We start from the raw sequence: 22,569 nt of genomic DNA, 5'->3' as shown, positions 1-22,569 counted from the left end.
AGCAGACTGGCAAGCCTGCCGATTGGGTCAGGGAGTTACTGTGTAAGAAAAGTAACTTTGTCGTGACCTGCGCTCTCGCAAACAAGCTGGCTAGAATAGCCTTGGCACTTACGGCACGACAGCAAACTTACGAAACATAACGAGAATAACACTTTTAAACAATCACTTATCTGGTTTTGCGAATACTGATTATTGATGATACAAACGGCCCACCGGCCTGTAAAACGGAAAGGCTCGATGAAGCCGTATAATTTCTGGAGGTTCATCAGGCGCGGAACTCATCGAGGCGTGGAAAAAAAATTCCACTCTGATGCCGAATAGATTCAAGCAAACCAACTTATTGTCAAAATCGGTGTTGCAAAAACGGGAGTGACCATAGATTCGTTTTCCAGACGTCCTCCTTGATTACGCCCAACTGGTCGATGTTGGTGATGCAGAAAACCACGATAAGAGGTGTCAGAAATCGACTCTAATACATTCGGTCTCAAGATGATCGAATAAGACTCTATATTTCAGACTGTTAGTCTCTAAAAGAGGTTTTCCACACGGTTGACCTTCAAACAACATCAAGTACTGATTCAATCCTTTTTTTTGCCTGACTAGTCAGGCGTTTAATGCCAAGCGAGCGGGTCATTTCCTGTATCTTATTGTCACCTTCAATACTCAGCGCCAGTGCGCGTAATTCCTCACTGGGGATCGCGTCAACCTGACGAATGTCGTTATCCGTGGCTGGCAAACGAAACACATTCCAGTCAGCACGTTGCGCTGCGGACAGCCAGACGAAGTCTTCACCTGAGTGATCGGTTGCAAGGTGATAGTGTTGATCCACAATTTCCATTACGCGTTCACGTATCAGTCTGCCGGCGCGAGTGAAGCCGTGTATACGTGCGATGCGTTGCACAAGCGTTGTATCCAGGACTGGTGATTCACTTGTCACCACCGCTTCAATGAGGGTTTTAAGTGTCTCATCATATTCAGCGATATAGAATTGTTCTGCATCTGTCCTGTCGCACCATTCCTGAAGATCGTTAACGACATACTTACCGACATTCACTGGCTTGTCGTTATTCTGAGAAGCTAAAGATGCATACTTCAGCCCAGTGTTACCATCATCTTCGCTTACTTTGGCAGTAAGCGGGATGACAGGGGTTACTGACGCGGATATTTCCGCATCATTAGCGACAGGTGTAGTTTCAGAAACCAGTATGTCATCACTGACATCATTGGTTACGGGAGCGATGACTGGCGTAATCTGCTTTTGTTTTTCTGCTTCAGCAATCAGTGCGGCTTCCGCTGCTCTGGAGTCCTCCAGCAGGCGACTTATTGCTGCATCCAGCCTGTCGAGTGCGCCTTCTTTATCAATCCACCATTCTGTTGACCAGAGGCGCAGTAATTTCCAGCCCAGGCCCTGCAGGATGGAGCTCCGGACTTTATCGCGATCGCGTGCTGTTGCTGCGCTATGGTAAGTGGCGCCGTCACATTCAACACCGACAAGATAGTCGCCAGGCTTATCCGGATGAACGATCCCCAAATCAATACGGAAACGGGATACGCCAATTTGCGGGACAACATGCCAGCCTTTTCTTCTCAGGCCATTTGCCACTGCCTCTTCAAACGGTGAGTCATAACCGCCTACAGACCCACGTACTGCCTGGGCAAGAGCTACAGGGCCGCGCTGGGCAAACTCAATAAAGTGTTTGAGGTCAGCAACCGCGCGGGCGTTGGTCCGATTAAGGTCGATAAAGGAAGGATCGAACGAGCTGAAGACCATCATTTCCTGCCGCGCACGTGTGACGGCAACATTCAGTCGGCGCCAGCCTCCCTCGCGATTAAGCGGTCCAAAATTCATCGACATTGTATTTGCGCCCGGTTCAGTCGGGCCGTACCCGATGCAGAGTATGATCAAATCGCGTTCATCCCCCTGAACCGTTTCGAGGTTTTTAACCACAACAGGTTCTTCCAGTTCAGACTGGAAGAAGGGTTCAATTTCAGGGTGTTGCTGTCTGGCACGGTCCAGCAGATCGCTGACTAGCTTTTGCTGTTCGGTATTCAGCGTGATAATGCCTATCGATCTGCCTGATGCAACGAACTCTTTATCAGTCAGTCGCTTCACCGTTTCAGCGACGATCGCTTCTGCCTCGGCCTGATTATGACGTCCTTTCCCTTTAGAGTAGACGCCTGCAACCTTGCACCACTGGACAGCACTTTGCTTTGTTTCCGAAGCGGGGAACGTAATCAGGCTACTGTCATAGTAGCGATGGTTGGAGAAGGTAATCAGGCTTTCATGACGGCTCCGGTAATGCCAGCTCAGGCTGTGGTTATACAGGCCGGCAGCAAGACACTCATCCAGAATGCTTTCCATATCTTCTTCAGTATCATCGTCAGTGTCATTGGCTGCACGATTAAAAAAGCTGGTAGGCGGCATTTGGCGGGGATCGCCAGCGATTACCACCTGTTTGCCACGCGCCATGGTGCCGATAGCATCCCACGGGGCAATCTGCGATGCTTCATCGAAAATCACAAGGTCAAACAAGTCCTGGTCCGAGGGCAGGAACTGGGCGACTGAAAGCGGACTCATAAGCATGCAGGGGGCAAGTTTGGCCATGGCATCTCCCATTTCTGCTGCCATCTGACGTACCGGTTTATGACGACGGGATTTCTGTAGTTCATGTTTAAGCAGAGCAAAACCACCCTGCTTGCTGACCTCATTTTTTGCAGGAATGACGCCACATAAACGGGCACGGATGTAGCGTACTGCCAGTTTGGACAGACGATCGGTTTGCGTACGGTAAGCCTCAATATCACTCATGTGCTCAGCCGGCACAAAATTGTGCAGCAGCGGCTCTGAATCGATCATCCACGATGCAAACCAGCGGCAATAGGCAGTTTCAAAAATCTCTGCCGCGCTGATGTCTCCTGAGTCAAGATGGACCAGCGCGTTGATCACTGGTTGCAGGCCATGTGAAATCGCTTCCTCACGCACACGGCTCCAGTCACTCCAGGCTTTAAGAGCGGACTGATGTTGCAGGATATTGAGTGCGCAGTCACGCAGTGCCGGGAGCGATGGTTTATCCTCAGATGGTTTTATCAGATTGCAGAAGCTAACCTGTGCATCATTGAAATCGGCGATCGCTGTGCGCAGTTTCCGGGTTAGTGCGGAGATAACGCCCTGCGAACCGAGAAGGTCATTGGCATCAACAATCAGGTTTTTTACCGCAGTGCGGATCTCGGCCAACTGCTGTGGCGAAGAAGCGAAACCACCAAGCGAATTGCGGATAGATTCGGCAAGTTGCAGGGTGGTCTGCAACTGTGCAACGTTGGTATCCAGTCCAACCCATCCCGGCAGAGATACAGTAGCAGAGTTAAGCTCGGTCAGACGTTGCAGCAATGTCTGCAGAGTTTCAGCAATGGGGAGATCAACGGATAAGTCGGGGGCTGACGTTAGCGAGTGTTGTCGGATAACTTCACCAATGACTTTCTTGCGGGCACTGGTCGCAAAGAACCAGAATTTTTTGTCAGCGACGTCAAGTGCGTTTCTGATCTGTGGGACATTAACGTGCTGCCAACTGTTACAAGGGTAGGTAACTGACAGATTAGCCTTTGTCGCTTCAATCTCTTTCAGGAGGTGAACGGCTTTATTCGCTGACTCTATACGGCTTGCGGCATCCGGTGCGAACATGAAACTCAGATCAATGCCGTAAGCTTCCGACAATAATTCACAGAATGAAGTTAACTGCGACAGTCTCTCCGGCTCGGTAGAGAGCAGAGTAACTCCCGTCGCCTTCAGTAACGCCTCGGTCGCGTCTTCAAGGTGATCGATGGTTGCAGGCAATGAGTTTGCTGCAGCAATGAGAGAGGACTGCCATCCATTGGTCCAGTCAGCCTGCGCGATGAGTTCAAAATGATCGCCGTGCTGTTTCCATGCATCACGGTTCAGCTCCAGACGTTTTACTATCTCTCTGAACTGTGTCATCTCTGCAGAAGAATGCAAAGTCGATGCAGGCCAGCTAAAGTGCGGCGTGGCGCTACTTGCATCCCTGATAACTGTGCCCATTGCCTGATGGAGTGTTAAGCCATTGGGCCAGCGCCGATGGAGCAAACGGACAACCTCATTGAGTTTGTCACGCAGGTGCTGCACCTTGGCCGCTTCTTCCTTCCACTCCTCGGTGGTTAGTAGATCACGCGCATCCCATGCCCGCTCGAGCTGTTTCAGAAAATCCATCTTGGACGTTTTGCTCGAGTGCAGTTCCAGACAAAATTCACCGAGTCCCTGGGCCTCAAGCCTACGATAGACCACATCCAGCGCCGCTTTCTTTTCAGCGACAAAAAGTACGCGCCTGCCTAGCGCAAGGTTATGCGCGATCATATTGGCTATGGTTTGCGACTTACCGGTACCGGGTGGGCCATCCAGAACAAAATCCCTGCCTTTTGCAGAGGCTACAACAGCGGCGATTTGCGAGGAATCTGCAGGCAACGGCAAGAAAAGATCCTGCGTATTGATGTTGTCATCGAGTTCATGAGCGTTGATGACTTCTCCGCTCTTATCCAGAACGGCATTTTCCTGGCCGCGTTCGATAAGATACTTTACCAGCGCACTTTGCATCAGCTGAGGTGCCCGGTCGATGAGATCTTTCCACATCAGATATTTGGCAAAAGAGAATGTGCCAATCACGACATCGCGGGTGACTTCGAAACCGGGTATGTCGCGTACAGCACGCCGTACCATATTCCAGATACCATCCACATCAACACCACTTTCATCGGTGGGTAGATCACCATCGAGGCCGTTGATTGTCAGAGCAAAGTCATTATGCAGCAGCTCAAGCAGTGTAAGGTTGAAGCGGGGCTCTTCTTCCAGCAAACGCATGGTCACGCCCGAAAGTGCACTTTTACGGTCAAGTTGAATCGGCAGCAGTATCAGTGGAGCAGAGTAACTTTTGGGGTCATCAGCAGATTTTTTCCATTTAAGGAAGCCAACAGCGAGGAAAAGAGTGTTGGCACCACCTTCCTCGAGATCACTTTTCGATTTTCGATAGAGGTCGATCAGGGATGACTCGAGGCGGTATTTTTCCATTGAGGAGACGACTTCACCGCGTTCCAGCGCAATCTGAGCGTATTCTTCCTGCAGGTTCTCATTTGTGAGCTGCTGATAAAGTTCGGCATCGCGGCCGCCGCTTTCGAGATCAGGGAGCGGGACAATGCGAATGCGTTTGCCTTCAGCCAGTTTATCTTCAAGATGGCCCGGATTCGCACAGATCAAACGAATGCCTTTAGCGCTTTCAGACAGGTGTAACAGGCGGTTACGGGTGGTTAAGTCCAGAAGTTTTCGTTGCCACTGTACCAGCCGCCCCCCGGCTTCTTTTTCGCCAGTTGTCTCGATATCAATATCAACATCAGGGATATAGGGGGCTTCCTCAAACCCATGCAAAATAACCTCGCAGGCATCCGACTGGTCTTCAAGGCGAGTGCCCCCCAGAGCCAGTGGCCGAATTTTCTGCATACGCGCGCGACGGGAATCAATGGCTGCGTGAAAAACATCCTCGTTAAGATGCTTTAACGCTTCATCAGATGCCTGAGTAAATGAAGGCGGGTGAGCTCTGGTCGCGAGAGTTGTCTCAAATACGACCATTTCTTTCAGGTCGACACGTTTGCGCACCGCAGAGACGTCATCTGTCACTAGCTGCGAAAATTCCTGCGGTTGTAACCAGACACCAGCAAACGCATGACCTTCACTGAGCATTAGCAGTGAATTCAGACCAATCTGTTCCAGTGCTGAAGCAAATAATAATGTTGTATCCAGACAGGTCGCGACTTTTCCTTCCAGAATGGCTCCTGGAGTGCGAATTTTCTGGCCATTGCGTTCAAAACTGGCTGGGGGAAGGGCATAACTGATATTGAGGTTGCAAACAGCAGTCCAGAGAGCTGAGGCAATTTCCCAGACACGAGTTCTCGACTTGCTTTCATAACCATTAAGAGCGTCATCCTTGCCTGCACGGCGAAGGACATCAGAGGTTGCCTTGAGTACACGATCCACAGCCGGATCATTAGGAATAATAAATGAAGGGAGCAATTCAATCATTGCACTGCCGCCCCATTCATTTTTCGCCAGTGCCTCAAGCGGGTAATGGGTAATGAAGAGTTCTTCCTCACCCTGGCGCAAACTTAGCGTGACTTCGCAGAGTACGCTTTCAGTCAGTTCGGCTAGCCATTCAGCATTAAGTTTGATATCCCGATCTCTGATATCAAGTGAAGTACCGGGAAGCAGGCGATCGATATTCCATTTTTTTTCTTCGAGCACAGCTGGCACGGTCCTCAGATGCAGTGTCAGATCCTGAAATGTCTCTTCGGACTCATTATGCAAGATAAGCTCACGTAACAGCGGAACTGCATTTTGGTGTGATGTGAACCCCAGCTTGTGCGCGATACTCACCTGCGCTTTAATACCCATGAAACTAATTCTCCTTAAGAGGAAATCAATCAAATATGCACAGTATTGCTGACGACAGGAGATGCCTTGAACAGGCAGAAAGCATCAGCAATTTGATTGCTCTGACGACGAGTATAAGAACTGGCGCGCAAGTTCAGGATGCATCATTCGCGGATTAGGTTAGGGGGCGAAAGGCAGTGATTGTAAAATCTATGCACGCGTCCTCTACCGTCAAGAGGTCGTCACTAAGAAGCATCTTAGTATTTCGCTAACATAAAGTATAAAGAGAACCTGATCTATAGATTAGGTCAGCCCAGTAATCTGAGGTAGGATAGCAATTTCATAAAATTTTATCTCAATGATAAATATAAGTTTTTACCCCCTCCCCCTCGATTCAACTGTAATAATGAACAACAAAAAAATCAAGAAAAGGTGATATTCGATATAATATTTTAAAAAATGGATTGATAACAATTGAATATATCCCTTTATTTGTTCCCTGTTATTTAACAAGCCACGATTTTAGTCATGTCTTTGTCAAACAGTGAACTCACAGCTCTTAGCAGACCACACGCCTCTTCAAGCGGTCCGCTACGTGCCATAAACGGACATTCAATCCTTCAATGTAATAACTTAGGATTAAATATCCTTTAGATTGATGTAGCACGACGGGACAAACTAAAGTGAAATTTGACTTAAATGGCGCATCCGATCAACTATTTTTAGCCACTATTACAATACGCGCAGAACGTGCGTCGTTTCATGAAAAAGGGGGCTGGCAATGTGTTGCCATTTGACAGTGCCAGCGCAAACAGTACTGGCACATACAGGTGAAAGCCTTTGAAAGGCTCGGCTAAGACGTTATGAAATTAGAGTCCTGCTAACCCTTCTCATCCCTGGACCCAGGAAATAAAAGCCAAACGGGAGAGAGCCTATAACGGTGAACAGAAGACTATAGATGGCAACCCATGCTCCCTGAATAATGAACAAGGATATGTCCCGGGTTTCCATTGGCAGATTGTACTGGTCTTCAACGCCCTGAAAGTGATCCGCACGGTCAGAGTGAAAAAAGCCTGCGTCAGATGCGACTGTATCGTTGAAGCCCCTGCGCCATCACGTCCCATCGACCGGGGTATCGCCGGACCGGGTCTGCTGGCCCGCGTGTTAACGAGCAAGTACTGTGAACATACGCCACTGTATCGCCAGACTGAAATCCTGGTCCGTCAGGGTGTGGATCTCAGCCGGGCGCTGCTCTCCAACTGGGTGGATGCCTGCTGCCGGTTAATGGCCCCGCTGGATGAAGCCCTTTACCACTACGTGATGGACTGCCGCAAACTACACACTGACGACACACCTGTTCCGGTGCTGGCATCGGGCAGAAAGAAGACGAAAACCGGGCGGTTCTGGACGTATGTTCGCGATGACCGGAGCGCTGGCTCGTCAGATCCGCCAGCGGCGTGGTTCGCCTTCTCGCCAGACAGGCAGGGGAAACATCCTCAGCAGCATCTTCGCCACTATCATGGTGTGCTGCAGGCGGACGCCTTCGCAGGTTATGATCGGTTGTTCAGTCCGGAACGTGAAGGAGGGCCGCTGACAGAAGCCGCATGCTGGGCCCACGCGCGCAGAAAAATCCATGACGTCTATATAAATAAGCACGCAAACAGCGACAGCAGAAGAGGCCCTGAAACGTATCGGTGAGCTGTACGCGATAGAAGAAGAAATACGCGGCCTCACGGCATCTCAGCGGCTGGCAGCCAGGCGGTCCCGAAGTAAGCCGCTGCTGACATCGCTGCATGACTGGTTGGTGGAAAAAAGCACGACACTGTCAAAAAAATCCCGGCTGGGCGAGGCGTTCGTTTATGCCCTGAACCAGTGGGATGCGCTGTGCTACTACTGCGATGACGGCCTTGCAGAACCTGATAACAATGCAGCGCAGCGGGCGTTACGGGCAGTATGTCTGGGTAAAAAGAACTATATCTTCTTCGGCAGCGATCATGGTGGTGAACGTGGAGCCCTGCTATATGGGCTGATCGGAACATGTCGGCTCAATGGTATCGATCCGGAAACCTACCTTCGCTACATCCTGAGTGTACTGCCGGAGTGGCCGTCGAACAAAGTGGCTGAACTTCTGCCCTGGAACGTAGATCTCACCAATAAATAGCCGTCAATACGGCGCTCGCTGAACGCTTACATATTAAAAGATTATTCATTCCAAATACCAATAAAGAAAGTTCGACAGTGTCAACCATCAATCAATAGATTTACCCTATTTTTTTACATTAAACAATAGGCTGTAATGGCGTTTTTTTTAAGAAAAATACGATTCAAACATGGGATAATAAATTAAAATTCTGGCTATTTTTGGATTAGGGAGTCAATATGTCTGAAGGAGTTTCTAAAAATTCCAGATATGAAATCATTGCAATTCTGAGAGATGAACTCAGGATTCAATCTAAATTGTACTTCTATTGTAATAATATAAAACACCAGTCGACACTAAAAAAAATAGAAGGAAATTTTTTCTATATAAAACCATCCACCTCTCATCCTGGCCTTCCTAAAGAGAGCATTTTTTATTTTATCATCCACAGCCCATTAGGAAAAATAGAATTCACAACCAACAATCGAATCACTGCCAAAAACAATTCAAACAATCTTCTATGCTTCATTATCCCTGAATCATTATCAATACTACAACGAAGGACATCACCAAGAATTAACGTTAGGTACGAAAGCCAGTTTTATTGCTCTGGAAGATACAGAAGTGGCACTATTTATAAATATCACTTGAATGATATATCTGAAGGTGGTTGCTCGTTTATATCCCTGGAACCTTTGCATAGTTTTATTAGGAATGGAAATAAACTTGAAAATTCAGAGTTAAATCTTGGGGAGTACGGACAAATCCTTGTTAATTTAAAGATAAAGCATATATCCGAGAAAAATAATCACAAACAATGTGATACAACAAGCTTCAGAGTATCTTGCATGTTTTATTACGAAAGTGAACAAAAAAAAGAGGAGATAGAAAAAATAATTGTCAAATTGATAATTGATAGAAAAATAAAAAACAGGCGAACCCTAGTTTAATTTACCTGATGAAATACAATTTCAATAAAAAACAACCACTTTAACCTAAAACACTATTAATTCAATAGCACACAAGACATTTTTTATGATAACGATAGTCAACAGGAAAATTTAACACATTGAAAAACACATTACTTTATACTGACGACAATATCATCGGACACTCGATCCATGATTATATGATTGATAACAAAAAAAACATCACCACTCTTAACTTCCAGGATATTGTTAAGGGGACCAGCGCGCCATCAACCACTACCATTATTGTCAACACTATCCATAAGGATATCTCTGCAGCCACAACGGTCGCATTGCTTAACACCCTGCGCAAGCGTCTTACGCACTGTGCTTTGCTGGTTTTAATTGTAAAAAGTGACCTCTCCAGACTGTTCAGGGAGCTGCTTGATATCGATCATTTATTGATTTTGACTGAAAAATCTTCTTTATCAGATTTCTCAGCCATCATCAACAGACCTTTGACCGCCGATGGCTGTCAGGGATTATGTACCCGGCGTAAGCTAACCGCCAGGGAACTTCAGGTTCTGGAGCTAATCATTGCCTGTAACAACAATAAAAGAATCGCATTACTCCTCGATATTGATCACAAAACGGTACACAGCCATAAAGTACATATTATGAAGAAACTGGGGATGAATAACTCACGGATAATGAATAAAAGGATAGTCAATATGTATCGGTGCTAAAGCCAAAAATATGTGGGTGACCAATCAAAAGCCGATAATTCATTGGTAATCTGCCTTTAATAATCATTCCCATCGACATAAACCTCACCTATAATAAAGTTATCTTCTCTTTACCTCCGACCTGATTTTTGACGAGAGATAATGAACGCGACTCTGTTTTCCAATCATAATTTATCACGTAGCGATATATCCGTTCGTTATGTCTTTCAAAAGATGTTTTCCCCAAAAAATACGCTCGTCGCCGTAGAGTGCCTGAGTCGTTTCGATAGCCTGTCTATCTCTCCAGAAAACTTCTTCCGCTATGCCAATACGGGATTGCGCGAGAGCATATTCATGGAGCAGCTGGCGCTTATTGAAAAACATAAACAGTGGTTTAATAAAAACGGCATCTCTGCAACAATCAATATTGATGACCATATACTCAACATATTGCTAAGACCAGAGATTAAAAACCTCGTTGATCACATTGGCTGCGTTCACTTTGAGGTAACAGAAAACTCGAATAAATTATTGAACAATGCTCTTGCAACCTGGAGCGATCCGCAAAGTACGACGCTCTGGCTCGATGATTTTGGCTCAGGTAATGCGGGTATTAGCGCGATTCGAGGCTACCATTTTGATTATGTCAAAATCGATAAAGACTTCTTCTGGCATTTAATGCAAAAAGATTCTGGCCGACCATTGATGGACGCGCTGATCACCTTTCTTTCCCGTAACCACCATAATGTGATTATTGAAGGCGTAGAAAGTGAAGCGCACAAGAAATGGTTACAGGGCATGGAATGGTTTGCTATTCAGGGACACTACTGGAAGGAAGTCAGTATTGAACAACTGGTCAAAGAAGATATCAAGGTTTAAAAAAATGCCGGAGCATTCCGGCATCAATATTAACATTCGCGCAATAAAGTCAATCAATCACTCAATTATAAACTAACTCCCAGGTCGCCCAGCTGGTCAACGGACCGCTGGTCGCTTTTTCCGGCGCTGGCGTAACGTAGCCAATGTAATAAGTAAATATCCCGCCATCCACCGCCTTTTCGACCAGAGGCACCCGGTTTTGCTGCGGGTCAGCCGGGACAATTTTATTGCTCTTGTCCAGCGTATTATTGTCGTTAGTCGACAGGGCCAGGAAAATATGGCTGGCCCCGTCCGCGCGCGTATTAGCCAGATAACCGGCGTTTTCATTACTGACGGAATTGACCATAAACCCATCAATCCAGCGTACGCTCACCATCCGAACTTCATCTTTATCCGCCGCGCCGCCATCATGGCGAAGCTGGCAGTTTGAGAGTTCCAGCGTGAAAGGCTGTGGTTTCATAAATGCCCCCGCCCCGCGATCGTGTACTTCTGCCAGGCTGACCGGCGCCAGCCAGACGCTTCCACTCCCTGCATTATTGCCGCCGTTAAGCGCCACGCTACAGGAGATGTCGGTCACTCGTCCGGCAAAATCAACCCGCCCACGATCGTAATTCGTCTCGAATCCCCACGCCGAGGAGGCAATAAGCGTCCCGCTCATCAAGGCCAACTGAATGAGTCGTGTGCTATTTTTATACTTTGCTGAATCACTCATACCCGCCTCCCGCATTAATCGTACGTCAGGTTAAAGATCATGTGCGACTCCACTTCACCGGTACTGGTAGTCGGCGCATATTGATAGAAGCGCGCATGGAGAGGCAGGGTGATAAAGCGGGTTTCCTGCGTGCGCAAGCTCCCGATGCTGTATTTTTTGTTAAATTCCAGCGGCGTGCCTTCTCTCAAAACCTGAATACCAATGCCTTTCGCCAGCGAGGTTCCTGCTTTTTCGTTCAGCAACGCCCCGCGAGTCAAGGCCGTCCCCGTCGCCAACGTGCCGGAGAAAGAAGTCTGAATATTGGCGTACCCCGACTCGCTTAACCCGCCGCTGCACTGTAGCTCAATATTAAAATCCTTACCCCCGGCGGTGGTTCCCACGCCGTTGAGATCGCTGCGCTTGATGGTACCGACATCAACGTTCATATTTTTGCCGCTCAGGATGGTACACGAGGGTGAAACCACGGTTATCGCATTGGCGCTCAGGAGCGTCACCAGGATCGGGTTATTACCGTTCTCCCAGTCATAAGAGGTATATTTACCCGCCGCCAGGGTGCCGCTGCCGGTTACCGCTGCGGTCTTTATGATTTCCAGCGTAAAACGCGACCCTTCAAGCGAAAAATTACCGCCTCCTGTCGTAAACGACCCCGGATAGATAATATTGACCGTTGAACCGCTGCGGCTAAAACGCATACCAATACCCGGCACATTGGTAGAATAAACTTTATTTCCCAGGTCGGTGACGCCTGAAGCCACAATGCTAGCTTTAAAAACGGTGGTACCGGTGCATCGATAGTTAATGCCGGAACCTGCGGGCATGGTCCAGTTTTGTGTGGCAATGACCGCTCCTACGGGTAAGTCGGGGTTTACAACCACCCTGCCCATTGCCATATCCAATTGCACGGTTGGTGCGGGGCCGCGCGTACAGGCAGCCCATGCCGACGTTGTCCCCAGCGCCATTAAGCCAATAAAAAGCGTCAGTTTTTTACTTAGCGACATAGCGTTTCCTTTGTTTTTGCCTGACTTAAATCCACCGAACACTGTCCGCCGCTCCACTTAACCGTCGCCTTCGGCACGCTGGCATCGCTGATAAACATCATGCTGCCCTGGCCCACCACGCCTATCTCTTTCCCGGACGGGTCGAATATCGTGGCGGCAAACGGTAACGGTAGGCCGTTAGTCTGGCGCGCCTGTACCGTGATGTTGTTCTGCACCGTGGTATCGAAGGAAACCTTAACCACGCTGCCTTCCCACGGCACCACCTGCGCCACGGTACGATCAAAGGCGACATCGTCGTTGCTGCCCTTCGGGTCAATTTCAACGGAGTTAATCCGGTAAGGCCGCAGATACGGCAGGATGGCGTAGCCATTGCTGTCAATACGGGTTCCCGGCGAGCCGGGCAACATCGCGCCAGCGGCGTCTTTCGCTTCGATCAACGCCATGGTAGTGCCGGTTTCCGGCGAGAACACCACGCCGTGGCGATGGGCAATCAGCGTTCCGCTGGCACCGATACCGCTCTGGCGATATCCTTCGCCTTGGCTATAGCTGCCGTTCAGCGTGGTCCACGGAGTACGGTAGCTGCCGTTCAGCGCCACATCATGCTGACCACCGGTAGACGTGGTTGTCGACACGCCGTAGTTGAGGTTGTTTTCGCTATCCAGCGAACCGTTGACGCCAATTTGTGAACTAGCGAAGCGTGAATTATTAAACGAGGTATTTGACGTCAGGTTAGCGGTACGGTTTTCACCGAACCACAGCGGGTAGCTGAAGTTGAGCGAAACCCGATCGTCGCGACGGTGGCCAGAACTATCCGGGGTATAGACACGCTGAGCGCTCACTGACCACGAGAGCCGGCCGTACATATTGTTGTAACTAAACTGGTACTGCTTCTCGGTTCCGGAACGGTTCCAGTAATCCGCCACCCGGCCGCTCAGATAAAAACCGCCCCAGCCGTCCGGCAGATTTTGGTTAACGGTAAAGGTCATACCGTTTTTTTGCCGCCAGACGGTGTAATTACTGTTGTGGTTTTTTTCCTGATCAACCGCATACAGCGCGTCGTTCAGATTGTAATAGCCTTTGGTGGAGTAACGATACGCCGCCAGCACGATACTGGTCTGGGTTTCGGTAAACATGCGGTTAAAGGTGGCGCGATAGCTTTGACCATGCTCGTCAAGGGTATCGCTCTTCAACCGTGAATGAGTAACGTCGAATGACAGCGCGCCGATGCCGGTGTTCATCCCGGTTCCCAGCAGGAACGCCTGGTAGTCATCAAAACCAGTGACGCCGGTATAGCCGGTAAACAGGTTATTTAAACCGTGCTGCCAGGTTCCCTGGTAGAGCATCGGCTTATTACGCAGCGAACTGTCGTCGACTTTACCGGCAGAGAGCGCATAGCGGGTCATCCCTGGACGCAGTAATTGCGCCACCGAGGCGTAAGGCACGCTAAACACTTCAACTGTACCATCGGCTTCTTTAACCGAAACTTCCAGGTCGCTACCGTAGCCGGAAGGGTAAACATCCTGCAGGGTAAACGGCCCCGGCGGCACCGTGGTCTGATAGATAATATTGCTGCCCTGACGAACCGTTACCAGGGCGTTGCTTTGCGCTACGCCACGAATTTCCGGGGCGTAGGAGCGCATGCCGTCCGGGAACATATTGTCATCGGTCGCCAGGTTTACCCCGCGCAGGCCAATGGTGTCGAAGAATTCGCCGTTGGTAAAAATCTGCCCGCCGCTGACTATCGAGTTAATCTGCGGAATGGGCCGCTGCAGGTAAGTTTGGTTGCTGTTCCAGTGGGCTTTTCCCTGCTGCTGCTGCCAGTTCAGGTTACCGATATGCCTGAGCAGCCAGCCGTCCCACGACAGGCCCGCGTTAATACCCAGATAAGCACTGCTGTTATCAGAACCGTTGGACGACGAGCTGTGGCTGTTCCAGGCGTTTGCCATCCAGCCTAAATTCAGCGCCGCAACGCCTTTATCCCAGAACTCCGGGCTGACAAAGTTTTTAAGACGCTGATCTTCGTAGATTTGTGGTACGGATATATCCAGTCGCAGGGAGGACTGGATCAGAGTGTCTTTAACATTTTCTTCGTTGCGCCACTCTTGCAGGCGTCCGCAGAAGCCCTCTTTCTCGCTGAGCTGCGGGTTGAATTTTTCAGGCGAGATCCCGTATTGCATCAGCATCGCTTTGGTATAGCAGACGCCCATTTTGCCATCTTTACCGGCGGTGATTTTCAGGTCGTAGCGCCCTTTCCATTCGCCGTTGGTATACACATCAAGTGAATAGACGCCCTCGCTGATAGCGCTGGTAGAAAAGCGCGACAGATCGACCTTTTCGCGACTGCCGACGATAAACCCATCGTTAAACTGATAGACCGTTCCCGGGTTTTCCTCTCCGCTGGAAAATGGCGGAAAGCAGCACAGCGCAACCGCAATGGCCGTGCTTAATCTTCCCGGGCAGATTGACCTCTGCTTCATGATCGTTTCCCTTATTTGACGGCAACTTTCACTGCGACATCTGCGCCATAGTCATTAATGTTGTTAACGGTCAGGGTCTCGCCTTTGCTCACTGCGGAAGAAAGGGCGATGGTCTGGCTGGACTGCGGGGCAAACATCACCGTTTTGCTGTTCAGCGCTTTGCCGCCGTCGCGGGAGATACGGCTGACGGTGACATAAAATGGCGTCGGATTACTGACGGACAAATTGTTGCCGTTTGCAGAAAGGACTAATTTTTCTGCCGCCGCATCGCGGTTGCCTAATCCATTGGGACGATAGATAAATTTAAAGCGCGAACGGATCGCCAGTTGCAGAATATTCTGCCCTTCGTTTTTCTGACTGGCTTCAACCGGCGGTATTTCCAGAAGGTTTAGCCACCAGAGCGTCTCTTTATCTTTAGCGAGTCCCGCATTACTGCCGAGCTTAATACGCAGGGTCTGGCCGCTTTTCGCGTCTACGCGGGAAATAGGTGGGGTAATAATAAATGGAGTCGTAATAGTATCCGGCGTTGCGTCAGCATTACCGTTATCCAGCCAGGCTTGCGCCAGCGCCGGACGGTCGGCGGTGTTGGAGAGCTGCACCGTTATTTCTTTTTCATTTCCTGGATAAATAAAGCGGGTGCCGTTAACAATAATATTATTGGCATGGGCCACAAAACTAAAAATGAAACAGAAAAAAAGGGCAATACGCTTCATGCTGACCTCAGAATAAAAAATAAGCGGCAGCAGCGGCCGCTTTATTATTGTTTTATGCCGCCCCGGCGCGAGGCGGCTTTATCTCTCAGTCGATATTACTGGTAGGTAATTTCGTAAGTCGCGTAGCTATTAACCACACCGGCGGTAACAGTTTCCGGTTTGCTGGTTACATAACCAACGTAGTAAGTGAAGCGAGCGCCATTTGCTACGGCATTCGTATCAACTTTGGCTTTAGGTTGCGCGGAGCTGCCGTTCGGGATGATTTTATTGGTCAGTGCGGTGTCGGTGTCGGTGGACAGAACCAGCTGGATATCCTGCGCGCCAGCTGCTTCGGTGTTCGCCAGGTAGCCCTGTTGTTTGCTGGTTGCGCCAGCCAGCAGGTTACCACCGGTCCAGTTCACACCCAGTTTGCTCACATCATCCTGTGCAGTTTTATCAGCAGCCTGGCAGTCAGAAACGTCGATAGTGAACGATTTTGGTTTCAGGTAGGTATCTGCAGCAGCCGCTTTAACTTCCGTTAAAGTCACCGGAGCCAGATAAACGTCAGCATTGCTGCCCTGGCCGTTTACGGAAACAGTACAAGAGACATCGGTAACTTTACCGAAGAAATTAACCTGACCGCCGCCTACATTGGTATCAGCAGCATTTGCCGCAGCCATACCAAAAAACGCAGTCGCTATTGCAGCAGAGAGAAGAACCTTTTTCATTGCCATTTCCTTGTCAGAGTGAATTAAGTATCAATGAGCAAACAGTTAATTCGCACAAAAATCAGAAGCGATATGCGATGCCAACTTGTACGACTGTTAATAGAAACTTCGACTGACCGGAAGCCGCAATATTTAAAGCGTCAGGAACGGATTCTATAAAAGAATTCGTCGATGCTGTCGGCGTCAAAGAATGCTATTTCGGGATTAAATATACATTCTTTTACAACTTGATTGAGACTGTTTCATGGATTAGCACCTATTAATAAACAAAAAAACAATCAGCAATTCCAATCAAAGACATGTTGACTTTTGTCAAACACAACATGAAACAAAGTAATCCATTGATCTTTAGAGGTTATAATTACAATGCGCCAATGGCTATAATTTTAATGATGTTTAAAATCACAATGGCATGGGTAAGTCAGTTTATTCAAAGCGTACTGGTCGAAAAGAATTACTTCAGGCGGTGGCAAATATTCCTGCATGTCTGATTGGGATCGAAGCGTCCACCGGGGCATTTTACTAGCAGCGTGAGTTTGAAAAACTGGGTCATAACGTAAAAGTCATCAGCCCCCAATATGTAAAACCTTTTGTCCGTGGGCAAAAAAATGACGGTAACGATGCGCAGGCGATAGCTGTGGCTCTGATGCAACCTACGATGCAGTTTGTTCCACCGAAAAGCCCTGAACAGCAGGATATTCAGGCTCTGCACCGTGCAAGACAGCGTATTGTCAATCATCGTACTGCGACAGTCTGTCAAATCCGGGGACTGCTGCTTGATCGGGGAATAACAATCGGCGCGGCAGTCTCAAGAGTTCGTCGTGCTGTTCCGCTTATCCTTGAAGATGCTGAAAATGGTCTTAGCGTTAGAATGCGCAGGACGATTGCCGAACTCTATGATCTCTTTAACGATCTCGAGCGTCGGATCCATTTTTTTGATAAGGAAATTGAAACAGTATTCAGGCAATCAGAAGCTTGTCAGCGTATCGCCAAAGTTAAAGGCATTGGCCCTAAAACGGCCACGGCCGTTGTTGCTGCTACTGGCAAAGGAACTGAATTTAAGAATGGCCGCCACTTTGCTGCATGGCTGGGTCTGGTTCCACGCCAGCATTCGAGTGGCGACAGGCAGGTGCTGATGAATATGACGAAAAAAGGCGACAAGCATCTGCGAACACTTTTTATTCATGGTGCCCGCTCTGTCGTCAGGGTTGCCACGAATAACAATGATAGTCATATGAATCAGTGGGTTAACCAGTTAAAGGAACGGCGCGGATTTAATAAAACGACCGTGGCGGTCGCTAACAAAAACGCGAGAATAATCTGGTCGATGCTGAGAAATGAGACCGAGTATCAGGTAGTGTGAAATTAATCCCCTACCAGCAAAAGTTGCAGCGTACTGAGAAATGGTGACAGGTTGCACCTGCACAATCGGAACCTGACTATTATATTGGCCTCAGAGACCGTTCAGTTGTCGAGGCGATTGTGTGCGGATTACCCATTTGGGCACAGATTTTCCTGATGCCGGATAGATGTAAGCAACAACTCAAAACCAGATTCAGTACTTGCAAAACGGAGGTAGTCCATAGATGTAGTAGGTGGCTTCAGAGATACCGGCCTCCCGGCAGACATCTTTAACGGTTCGTCCGGCTTCAACCGATTTAATTACAGCAATGATCTGATGCTCAGTAAAACGGGCTTTACGCATAGCGATCTCCTTTGTTGTCAGCGTGATATCCACCGGAGCGTGAACGGCGTATTTAAAGGCGATGAAACGCACTGGACCAATCAGATGATTGATCCAGCTGCCTTGCTGCTGCCGCGCATACCGCGTAGCAGGCCATCATCCGCTCGGGCACTTGTTCACCTGATGCACTTTCTGCGCATTGGCCTCAGTGTGATGCATCTTCTCCGCTGCGACATGCCCACAGGCAGTGGCATCAACGCCATCCTTTATGACATTACCCACTCTACCTTCACGTTGGCTTACGCCGCAAACCCGCTTTCTGGTGAATCCGGCAGGCAGTTTTGTGATTGGCGGGCCGGTGGGCGACTGCGGCCTAACGGGCCGTAAAATTATTGTCGATACCTACGGCGGTGCAGCCTGCCACGGCGGCGGCGCGTTTTCCGGTAAAGACCCGTCGAAGGTTGATCGTTCCGCAGCCTACGCTGCTCGCTATGTGGCGAAAAACATCGTTGCCGCCGGGCTTGCCTCACGCTGTAAAGTCCAGTTGGGATGGGCCATCGGCCTGCCCCGCCCGGTTTCCGTCAGATCTTCCCATGTGTGTTCAAACCACGGACGGTTGGAACCCCATTCCGGATGGAATATCAGAGCGCTGCCGCAGAGGTGACAGGAGTAGTGATCGTAAGGGGAAAGCTGTGCAGTGGTCGAACCAGTGAGACGTCGATTGCCATCGAGAGCAATAAACGATTTTGCGTACATAGTATTGGTCCTTTGCTGGATTACGCGCAGGGCTAAACCATCCCAGAAAGGGCAGCAGTGCAGGTCATACGATTAAATCAGGTGGGAGATGTGGTTGCGTTTAATCACTCACTGGCGGGACTTTGCAATGCGTTGCTGTAGCCAGGCTTCCACTTCGCTTTCAAGCCAGCGAGAGCTTCTGCCCAGCTTAATGGGTTTAGGAAATTCACCGTCTTGTATCAATTTGTAGAACCATTTATCCGTCAAGCCCGTGAGCTGGGTGATAAACGCCATATCGACAAACTTATCGTTAAGCAGGCTGGTGGGTGTGGTCATCGTTTGTTCTCCGTTGGTGGTAAGGGAGAAGAAGTCAGGTATGGTGAACGCAGACTTCTTCAAACAATGACGCACTGACGTAATTTTTAACCGATACTTCTGATTCGGGGCCTTCCTCCCCATCCTCTGAGCTTTATCTCACTCAGCCAGAATACAGGGTCTTCACAGTCTTCTTTTTGCTCTTGCTTAGCCAGATAGCTAAGAATAAACGCCAGGTCCTGATAGCCTTCACTGTCTGAGTGGTGCAGGCATCTGGCACCGTTAACTTTGTGGTAAACCTTCTTCTGGCAGTTCTCAAATATCCCCTCACCATCCGTAATGCTTCGCCACTCTTCAGCAATCACCCGCGCAGAGCAGTAACAGTTCCGCTTACGTTGTCCATCAAGATAAAACATGGCGTGAAAGTGCAGGCCATGCCGATAAGTGAACTCCATCACCCACACATAACCAATAACAACACCCGCACTCATAACTCTTTCTGCCAGCCGGTACATGTCCATATCCCAGCGATCCCGATAACGATCAGCATAACGGCGACTGGTCGTCTTATAAGCGAAATCCATACGTAGAGGAATAATGTCAGAGTAACGGTCGCGCATACGTTCCATATGATCCGTCAGATCATGAAACAATTCATCGTTAAGGGTATAAGTCTCATTAATTCGATAAGTCATGTTATTTCTCTCCTGTGGTTAACACTGGATAAGAGAGATATATCAAATTGTAATGACTCAAATGCTCAGTTCAAAAAATATGTACCCGCGTTTACTGAATGACGAGTAACGAGAGATGATTAAGAATGATGCGATACTGAAAACACTGTCATGATATAATTCAGTTGTGAAAGGAACTTATTCTGAGAGAATATTAAGTGCATCACCGGGCAGGGTGTATTACTTGATGGAGGAGAATAATTTGTTGTTTAATGTTATGGAGAGTTATCGTACTGACTTAAAATAGTGTATTTCTTTCAAATATATCTGAGATGGATTGTTTTATCAAACGTAAATAATTGACTTCCTTAAGTAACAATAATAATACCTAAATTAGTACAAAAATGTGACAACCAACAATACTCAAAACACACGTTCTAAATAACATATTAAACTTTCCATTACCATCATCAACTCTCGTAACGAACCAGTGCGAAGAAGATAGTATCCCGGAAGGAAAAGCATCCTGACAAAAATACTCCTTATGAAAAAAGGCTAAAAACAACATACAAACCAGCAGGCAATAAATAACCAAGTTATCATTTTTCAGAACACTCGAAAAACGTAAATATATTTACGAATATTTTTTCAGACCTACAACCGAAATGCACATACCGGACAATCAGACACACTCCCCTCTAACCGGATTCATTCACTACTCAGGGGGTAGCAGACTCAGGGAACACCTTCACATTCCAGCCTAAAAGATCTCCGCTATTATTTTTATTTATCACAAACAAAATATAGAAGCGCTATCTGTTATCGTATTGTTCCTCTCACAACGGCTTACCCTGACAGCGTATCTGTAACACATTCTGTCCGGTTTGATGCCGGTCTCTGAAAACAGGGCGTTCCTCCGTACGTCCACCGCTTACATATCCACTGTATATCGTTACTTCCCCCTACTCAGTTCCACGGACACTGACTACTTGCCAGTAATGAAGAACAGATCAACCTGATCCAATCAGCGAAATTAGCAACAACCACATCATAGCAGCACATTATAATCAGTTAGTTACAATATCAATTGTAAATAAAAAACCACAAAAAAAGATTATAATACCGCTGCATTTACAGTAAAAAAGAGTACAATCTGGACTAAATTTCCCAGGCTAAGGTATCACCTGTCAGCCACAAAAAGGAGAACGAGGTATGACGATATGGGATGATTTCCGGGTGTTTGAGTTGCGCAGGGAGGATCGGTTTTATGAAAAACCCGAACATACATGGGGTGACATTAGCAGGAAATATCTGTTCACCGCTTTCAGGAATAACAAGCCACCTTACGGTATGTATGATCTGCTGGATAAGTTGTACCGTATCCAGTACACCAGTGGGGAACGAGACTTCCGGCGTCCCAACATGAATAACAGAAATCAGAAAATCATCCTTAGCGAAAGGATCCCTTCTGAAAACAAAAAAGAACTAATACGAGCAATTACTGAAAAAGAATATACTCAGACTTACCTCAGCAATCATTATCTTTCAATGGTGAAACAATATCGCCAGATTGAAATGATTACATTTTCTTTTTATCTTCCCGATAATGATAACAAGATTATCCGTGCAGAGAATACATTCACCAGGTCTCTGATGGAACTCAGACAACGCTTTACCTCTTTAAAAAAACAAATAATGTCAGACCCGGGTAATGACTCCAACTTATTGATAGTGTTTTATGTTCAGATAATGCCCGATGACTTTGTCATGCAGCTCCACCGATTTTGAGAACGACAGCGACTTCCGTCCCAGCCGTGCCAGGTGCTGCCTCAGATTCAGGTTATGCCGCTCAATTCGCTGCGTATATCGCTTGCTGATTACGTGCAGCTTTCCCTTCAGGCGGGATTCATACAGCGGCCAGCCATCCGTCATCCATATCACCACGTCAAAGGGTGACAGCAGGCTCATAAGACGCCCCAGCGTCGCCATAGTGCGTTCACCGAATACGTGCGCAACAACCGTCTTCCGGAGCCTGTCATACGCGTAAAACAGCCAGCGCTGGCGCGATTTAGCCCCGACGTATCCCCACTGTTCGTCCATTTCCGCGCAGACGATGACGTCACTGCCCGGCTGTATGCGCGAGGTTACCGACTGCGGCCTGAGTTTTTTAAATGGCGGAAAATCGTGTTGAGGCCAACGCCCATAATGCGGGCGGTTGCCCGGCATCCAACGCCATTCATGGCCATATCAATGATTTTCTGGTGCGTACCGGGTTGAGAAGCGGTGTAAGTGAACTGCAGTTGCCATGTTTTACGGCAGTGAGAGCAGAGATAGCGCTGATGTCCGGCGGTGCTTTTGCCGTTACGCACCACCCCGTCAGTAGCTGAACAGGAGGGACAGCTGATAGAAACAGAAGCCACTGGAGCACCTCAAAAACACCATCATACACTAAATCAGTAAGTTGGCAGCATCACC

Annotated in this window: 13 protein-coding genes and 8 pseudogenes; 9 read left to right on the top strand and 12 right to left on the bottom strand. The window is 48.3% G+C overall.

What is annotated here, in order from left to right; all coding sequences use genetic code 11:
• Positions 1-2: 2 nt before the first annotated feature.
• A pseudogene (locus tag OGV69_RS23430) lies at positions 3-140 on the top strand (hypothetical protein); the annotation flags it as partial.
• 416 nt (positions 141-556) lie between these two features.
• On the opposite strand, the gene proA reads toward OGV69_RS23430, so the two are convergent.
• Together proA and OGV69_RS23420 are read right to left on the bottom strand one after the other, a co-directional pair.
• Positions 557-6,448, bottom strand: a complete 5,892-nt coding sequence (gene proA, locus OGV69_RS23425; RefSeq protein ID WP_047357848.1) for an anti-phage protein ProA — start codon at positions 6,446-6,448, stop codon at positions 557-559.
• Between the two features lie 840 nt (positions 6,449-7,288).
• Positions 7,289-7,471 (bottom strand): annotated as a pseudogene (locus tag OGV69_RS23420) (DUF2534 family protein); the annotation flags it as partial.
• On the opposite strand from OGV69_RS23420, the pseudogene tnpC reads away from it, so the two are divergent.
• From tnpC to mrkJ, 4 genes and pseudogenes are all read left to right on the top strand, one after another.
• Positions 7,442-8,588, top strand: a pseudogene (tnpC, locus tag OGV69_RS23415) (IS66 family transposase); the annotation flags it as partial. The pseudogenes OGV69_RS23420 and tnpC overlap by 30 nt on opposite strands.
• Positions 8,589-8,806: 218 nt before the next feature.
• The gene (locus OGV69_RS23410) at positions 8,807-9,517 is read left to right on the top strand and encodes a flagellar brake protein (RefSeq protein ID WP_129622261.1); all 711 of its coding nucleotides are present in this window, start codon (positions 8,807-8,809) and stop codon (positions 9,515-9,517) included.
• 119 nt (positions 9,518-9,636) lie between these two features.
• The gene (locus OGV69_RS23405; protein WP_048998666.1) at positions 9,637-10,221 is read left to right on the top strand and encodes a helix-turn-helix transcriptional regulator; all 585 of its coding nucleotides are present in this window, start codon (positions 9,637-9,639) and stop codon (positions 10,219-10,221) included.
• Between the two features lie 141 nt (positions 10,222-10,362).
• A complete protein-coding gene (gene mrkJ, locus OGV69_RS23400; protein ID WP_048998665.1) occupies positions 10,363-11,079 on the top strand; it encodes a cyclic-di-GMP phosphodiesterase MrkJ in 717 nt (238 codons plus the stop codon).
• Between the two features lie 61 nt (positions 11,080-11,140).
• On the opposite strand, the gene OGV69_RS23395 is transcribed toward mrkJ, so the two are convergent.
• From OGV69_RS23395 to OGV69_RS23375, 5 genes are all read right to left on the bottom strand, one after another.
• On the bottom strand, positions 11,141-11,791 hold the full coding sequence (locus OGV69_RS23395; protein WP_048998670.1) for a fimbrial protein: 651 nt from the start codon (positions 11,789-11,791) through the stop codon (positions 11,141-11,143).
• A 14-nt stretch (positions 11,792-11,805) separates the two neighbouring features.
• Entirely contained in the window at positions 11,806-12,789 is a 984-nt protein-coding gene (locus OGV69_RS23390) for a fimbrial protein (RefSeq protein WP_286469540.1), read from the bottom strand.
• Complete coding sequence (locus OGV69_RS23385; protein WP_047358720.1) at positions 12,780-15,266, bottom strand: fimbria/pilus outer membrane usher protein; 2,487 nt, start codon at positions 15,264-15,266, stop codon at positions 12,780-12,782. Before OGV69_RS23385 ends, OGV69_RS23390 begins: the two co-directional genes overlap by 10 nt.
• Positions 15,267-15,277: 11 nt before the next feature.
• Positions 15,278-15,979: a fimbrial biogenesis chaperone gene (locus tag OGV69_RS23380; RefSeq protein ID WP_047358719.1), complete on the bottom strand. Its 702-nt coding sequence runs from the start codon at positions 15,977-15,979 to the stop codon at positions 15,278-15,280.
• A 95-nt stretch (positions 15,980-16,074) separates the two neighbouring features.
• Complete coding sequence (locus OGV69_RS23375) at positions 16,075-16,686, bottom strand: fimbrial protein (RefSeq protein WP_047358718.1); 612 nt, start codon at positions 16,684-16,686, stop codon at positions 16,075-16,077.
• 406 nt (positions 16,687-17,092) lie between these two features.
• Here OGV69_RS23375 and OGV69_RS23370 point away from each other — a divergent pair.
• Positions 17,093-18,049: pseudogene (locus OGV69_RS23370) on the top strand (IS110 family RNA-guided transposase); the annotation flags it as partial.
• Between the two features lie 225 nt (positions 18,050-18,274).
• Here OGV69_RS23370 and OGV69_RS23365 read toward each other — a convergent pair.
• Positions 18,275-18,391 (bottom strand): annotated as a pseudogene (locus OGV69_RS23365) (transposase); the annotation flags it as partial.
• A 6-nt stretch (positions 18,392-18,397) separates the two neighbouring features.
• Here OGV69_RS23365 and OGV69_RS23360 point away from each other — a divergent pair.
• A pseudogene (locus OGV69_RS23360) lies at positions 18,398-18,757 on the top strand (hypothetical protein); the annotation flags it as partial.
• Positions 18,648-18,953 (top strand): annotated as a pseudogene (gene grpR / locus OGV69_RS23355) (propanediol utilization system methionine adenosyltransferase GrpR); the annotation flags it as partial. The pseudogenes OGV69_RS23360 and grpR, both read left to right, overlap by 110 nt.
• Here grpR and OGV69_RS23350 read toward each other — a convergent pair.
• The 3 genes and pseudogenes from OGV69_RS23350 to OGV69_RS23340 form a co-directional block, all read right to left on the bottom strand.
• Positions 18,917-19,126 (bottom strand): annotated as a pseudogene (locus OGV69_RS23350) (DUF7828 domain-containing protein); the annotation flags it as partial. The pseudogenes grpR and OGV69_RS23350 sit on opposite strands and share 37 nt — an antisense overlap.
• 108 nt (positions 19,127-19,234) lie before the next feature.
• Positions 19,235-19,441: a helix-turn-helix transcriptional regulator gene (locus tag OGV69_RS23345; RefSeq protein WP_047358716.1), complete on the bottom strand. Its 207-nt coding sequence runs from the start codon at positions 19,439-19,441 to the stop codon at positions 19,235-19,237.
• 86 nt (positions 19,442-19,527) lie between these two features.
• A complete protein-coding gene (locus tag OGV69_RS23340; RefSeq protein ID WP_052951283.1) occupies positions 19,528-20,115 on the bottom strand; it encodes a YagK/YfjJ domain-containing protein in 588 nt (195 codons plus the stop codon).
• Positions 20,116-21,306: 1,191 nt separating this feature from the next.
• On the opposite strand from OGV69_RS23340, the gene OGV69_RS23335 reads away from it, so the two are divergent.
• Entirely contained in the window at positions 21,307-21,882 is a 576-nt protein-coding gene (locus OGV69_RS23335) for a hypothetical protein (protein ID WP_286469539.1), read from the top strand.
• Here the strand turns inward: OGV69_RS23335 and OGV69_RS23330 are convergent.
• A protein-coding gene (locus OGV69_RS23330; protein ID WP_095033700.1) for an IS1-like element IS1B family transposase occupies positions 21,817-22,514 on the bottom strand; the annotation gives its coding sequence in 2 pieces (ribosomal slippage) (positions 21,817-22,265 and positions 22,265-22,514; 699 coding nt in all). The genes OGV69_RS23335 and OGV69_RS23330 overlap by 66 nt on opposite strands.
• Positions 22,515-22,569 lie beyond the last annotated feature (55 nt).

Source organism: Citrobacter sp. Cc139 (genome assembly GCF_030334645.1).
Classification (GTDB): domain Bacteria; phylum Pseudomonadota; class Gammaproteobacteria; order Enterobacterales; family Enterobacteriaceae; genus Citrobacter; species Citrobacter werkmanii.
This window is presented reverse-complemented; position numbering and strand designations above follow the sequence as displayed.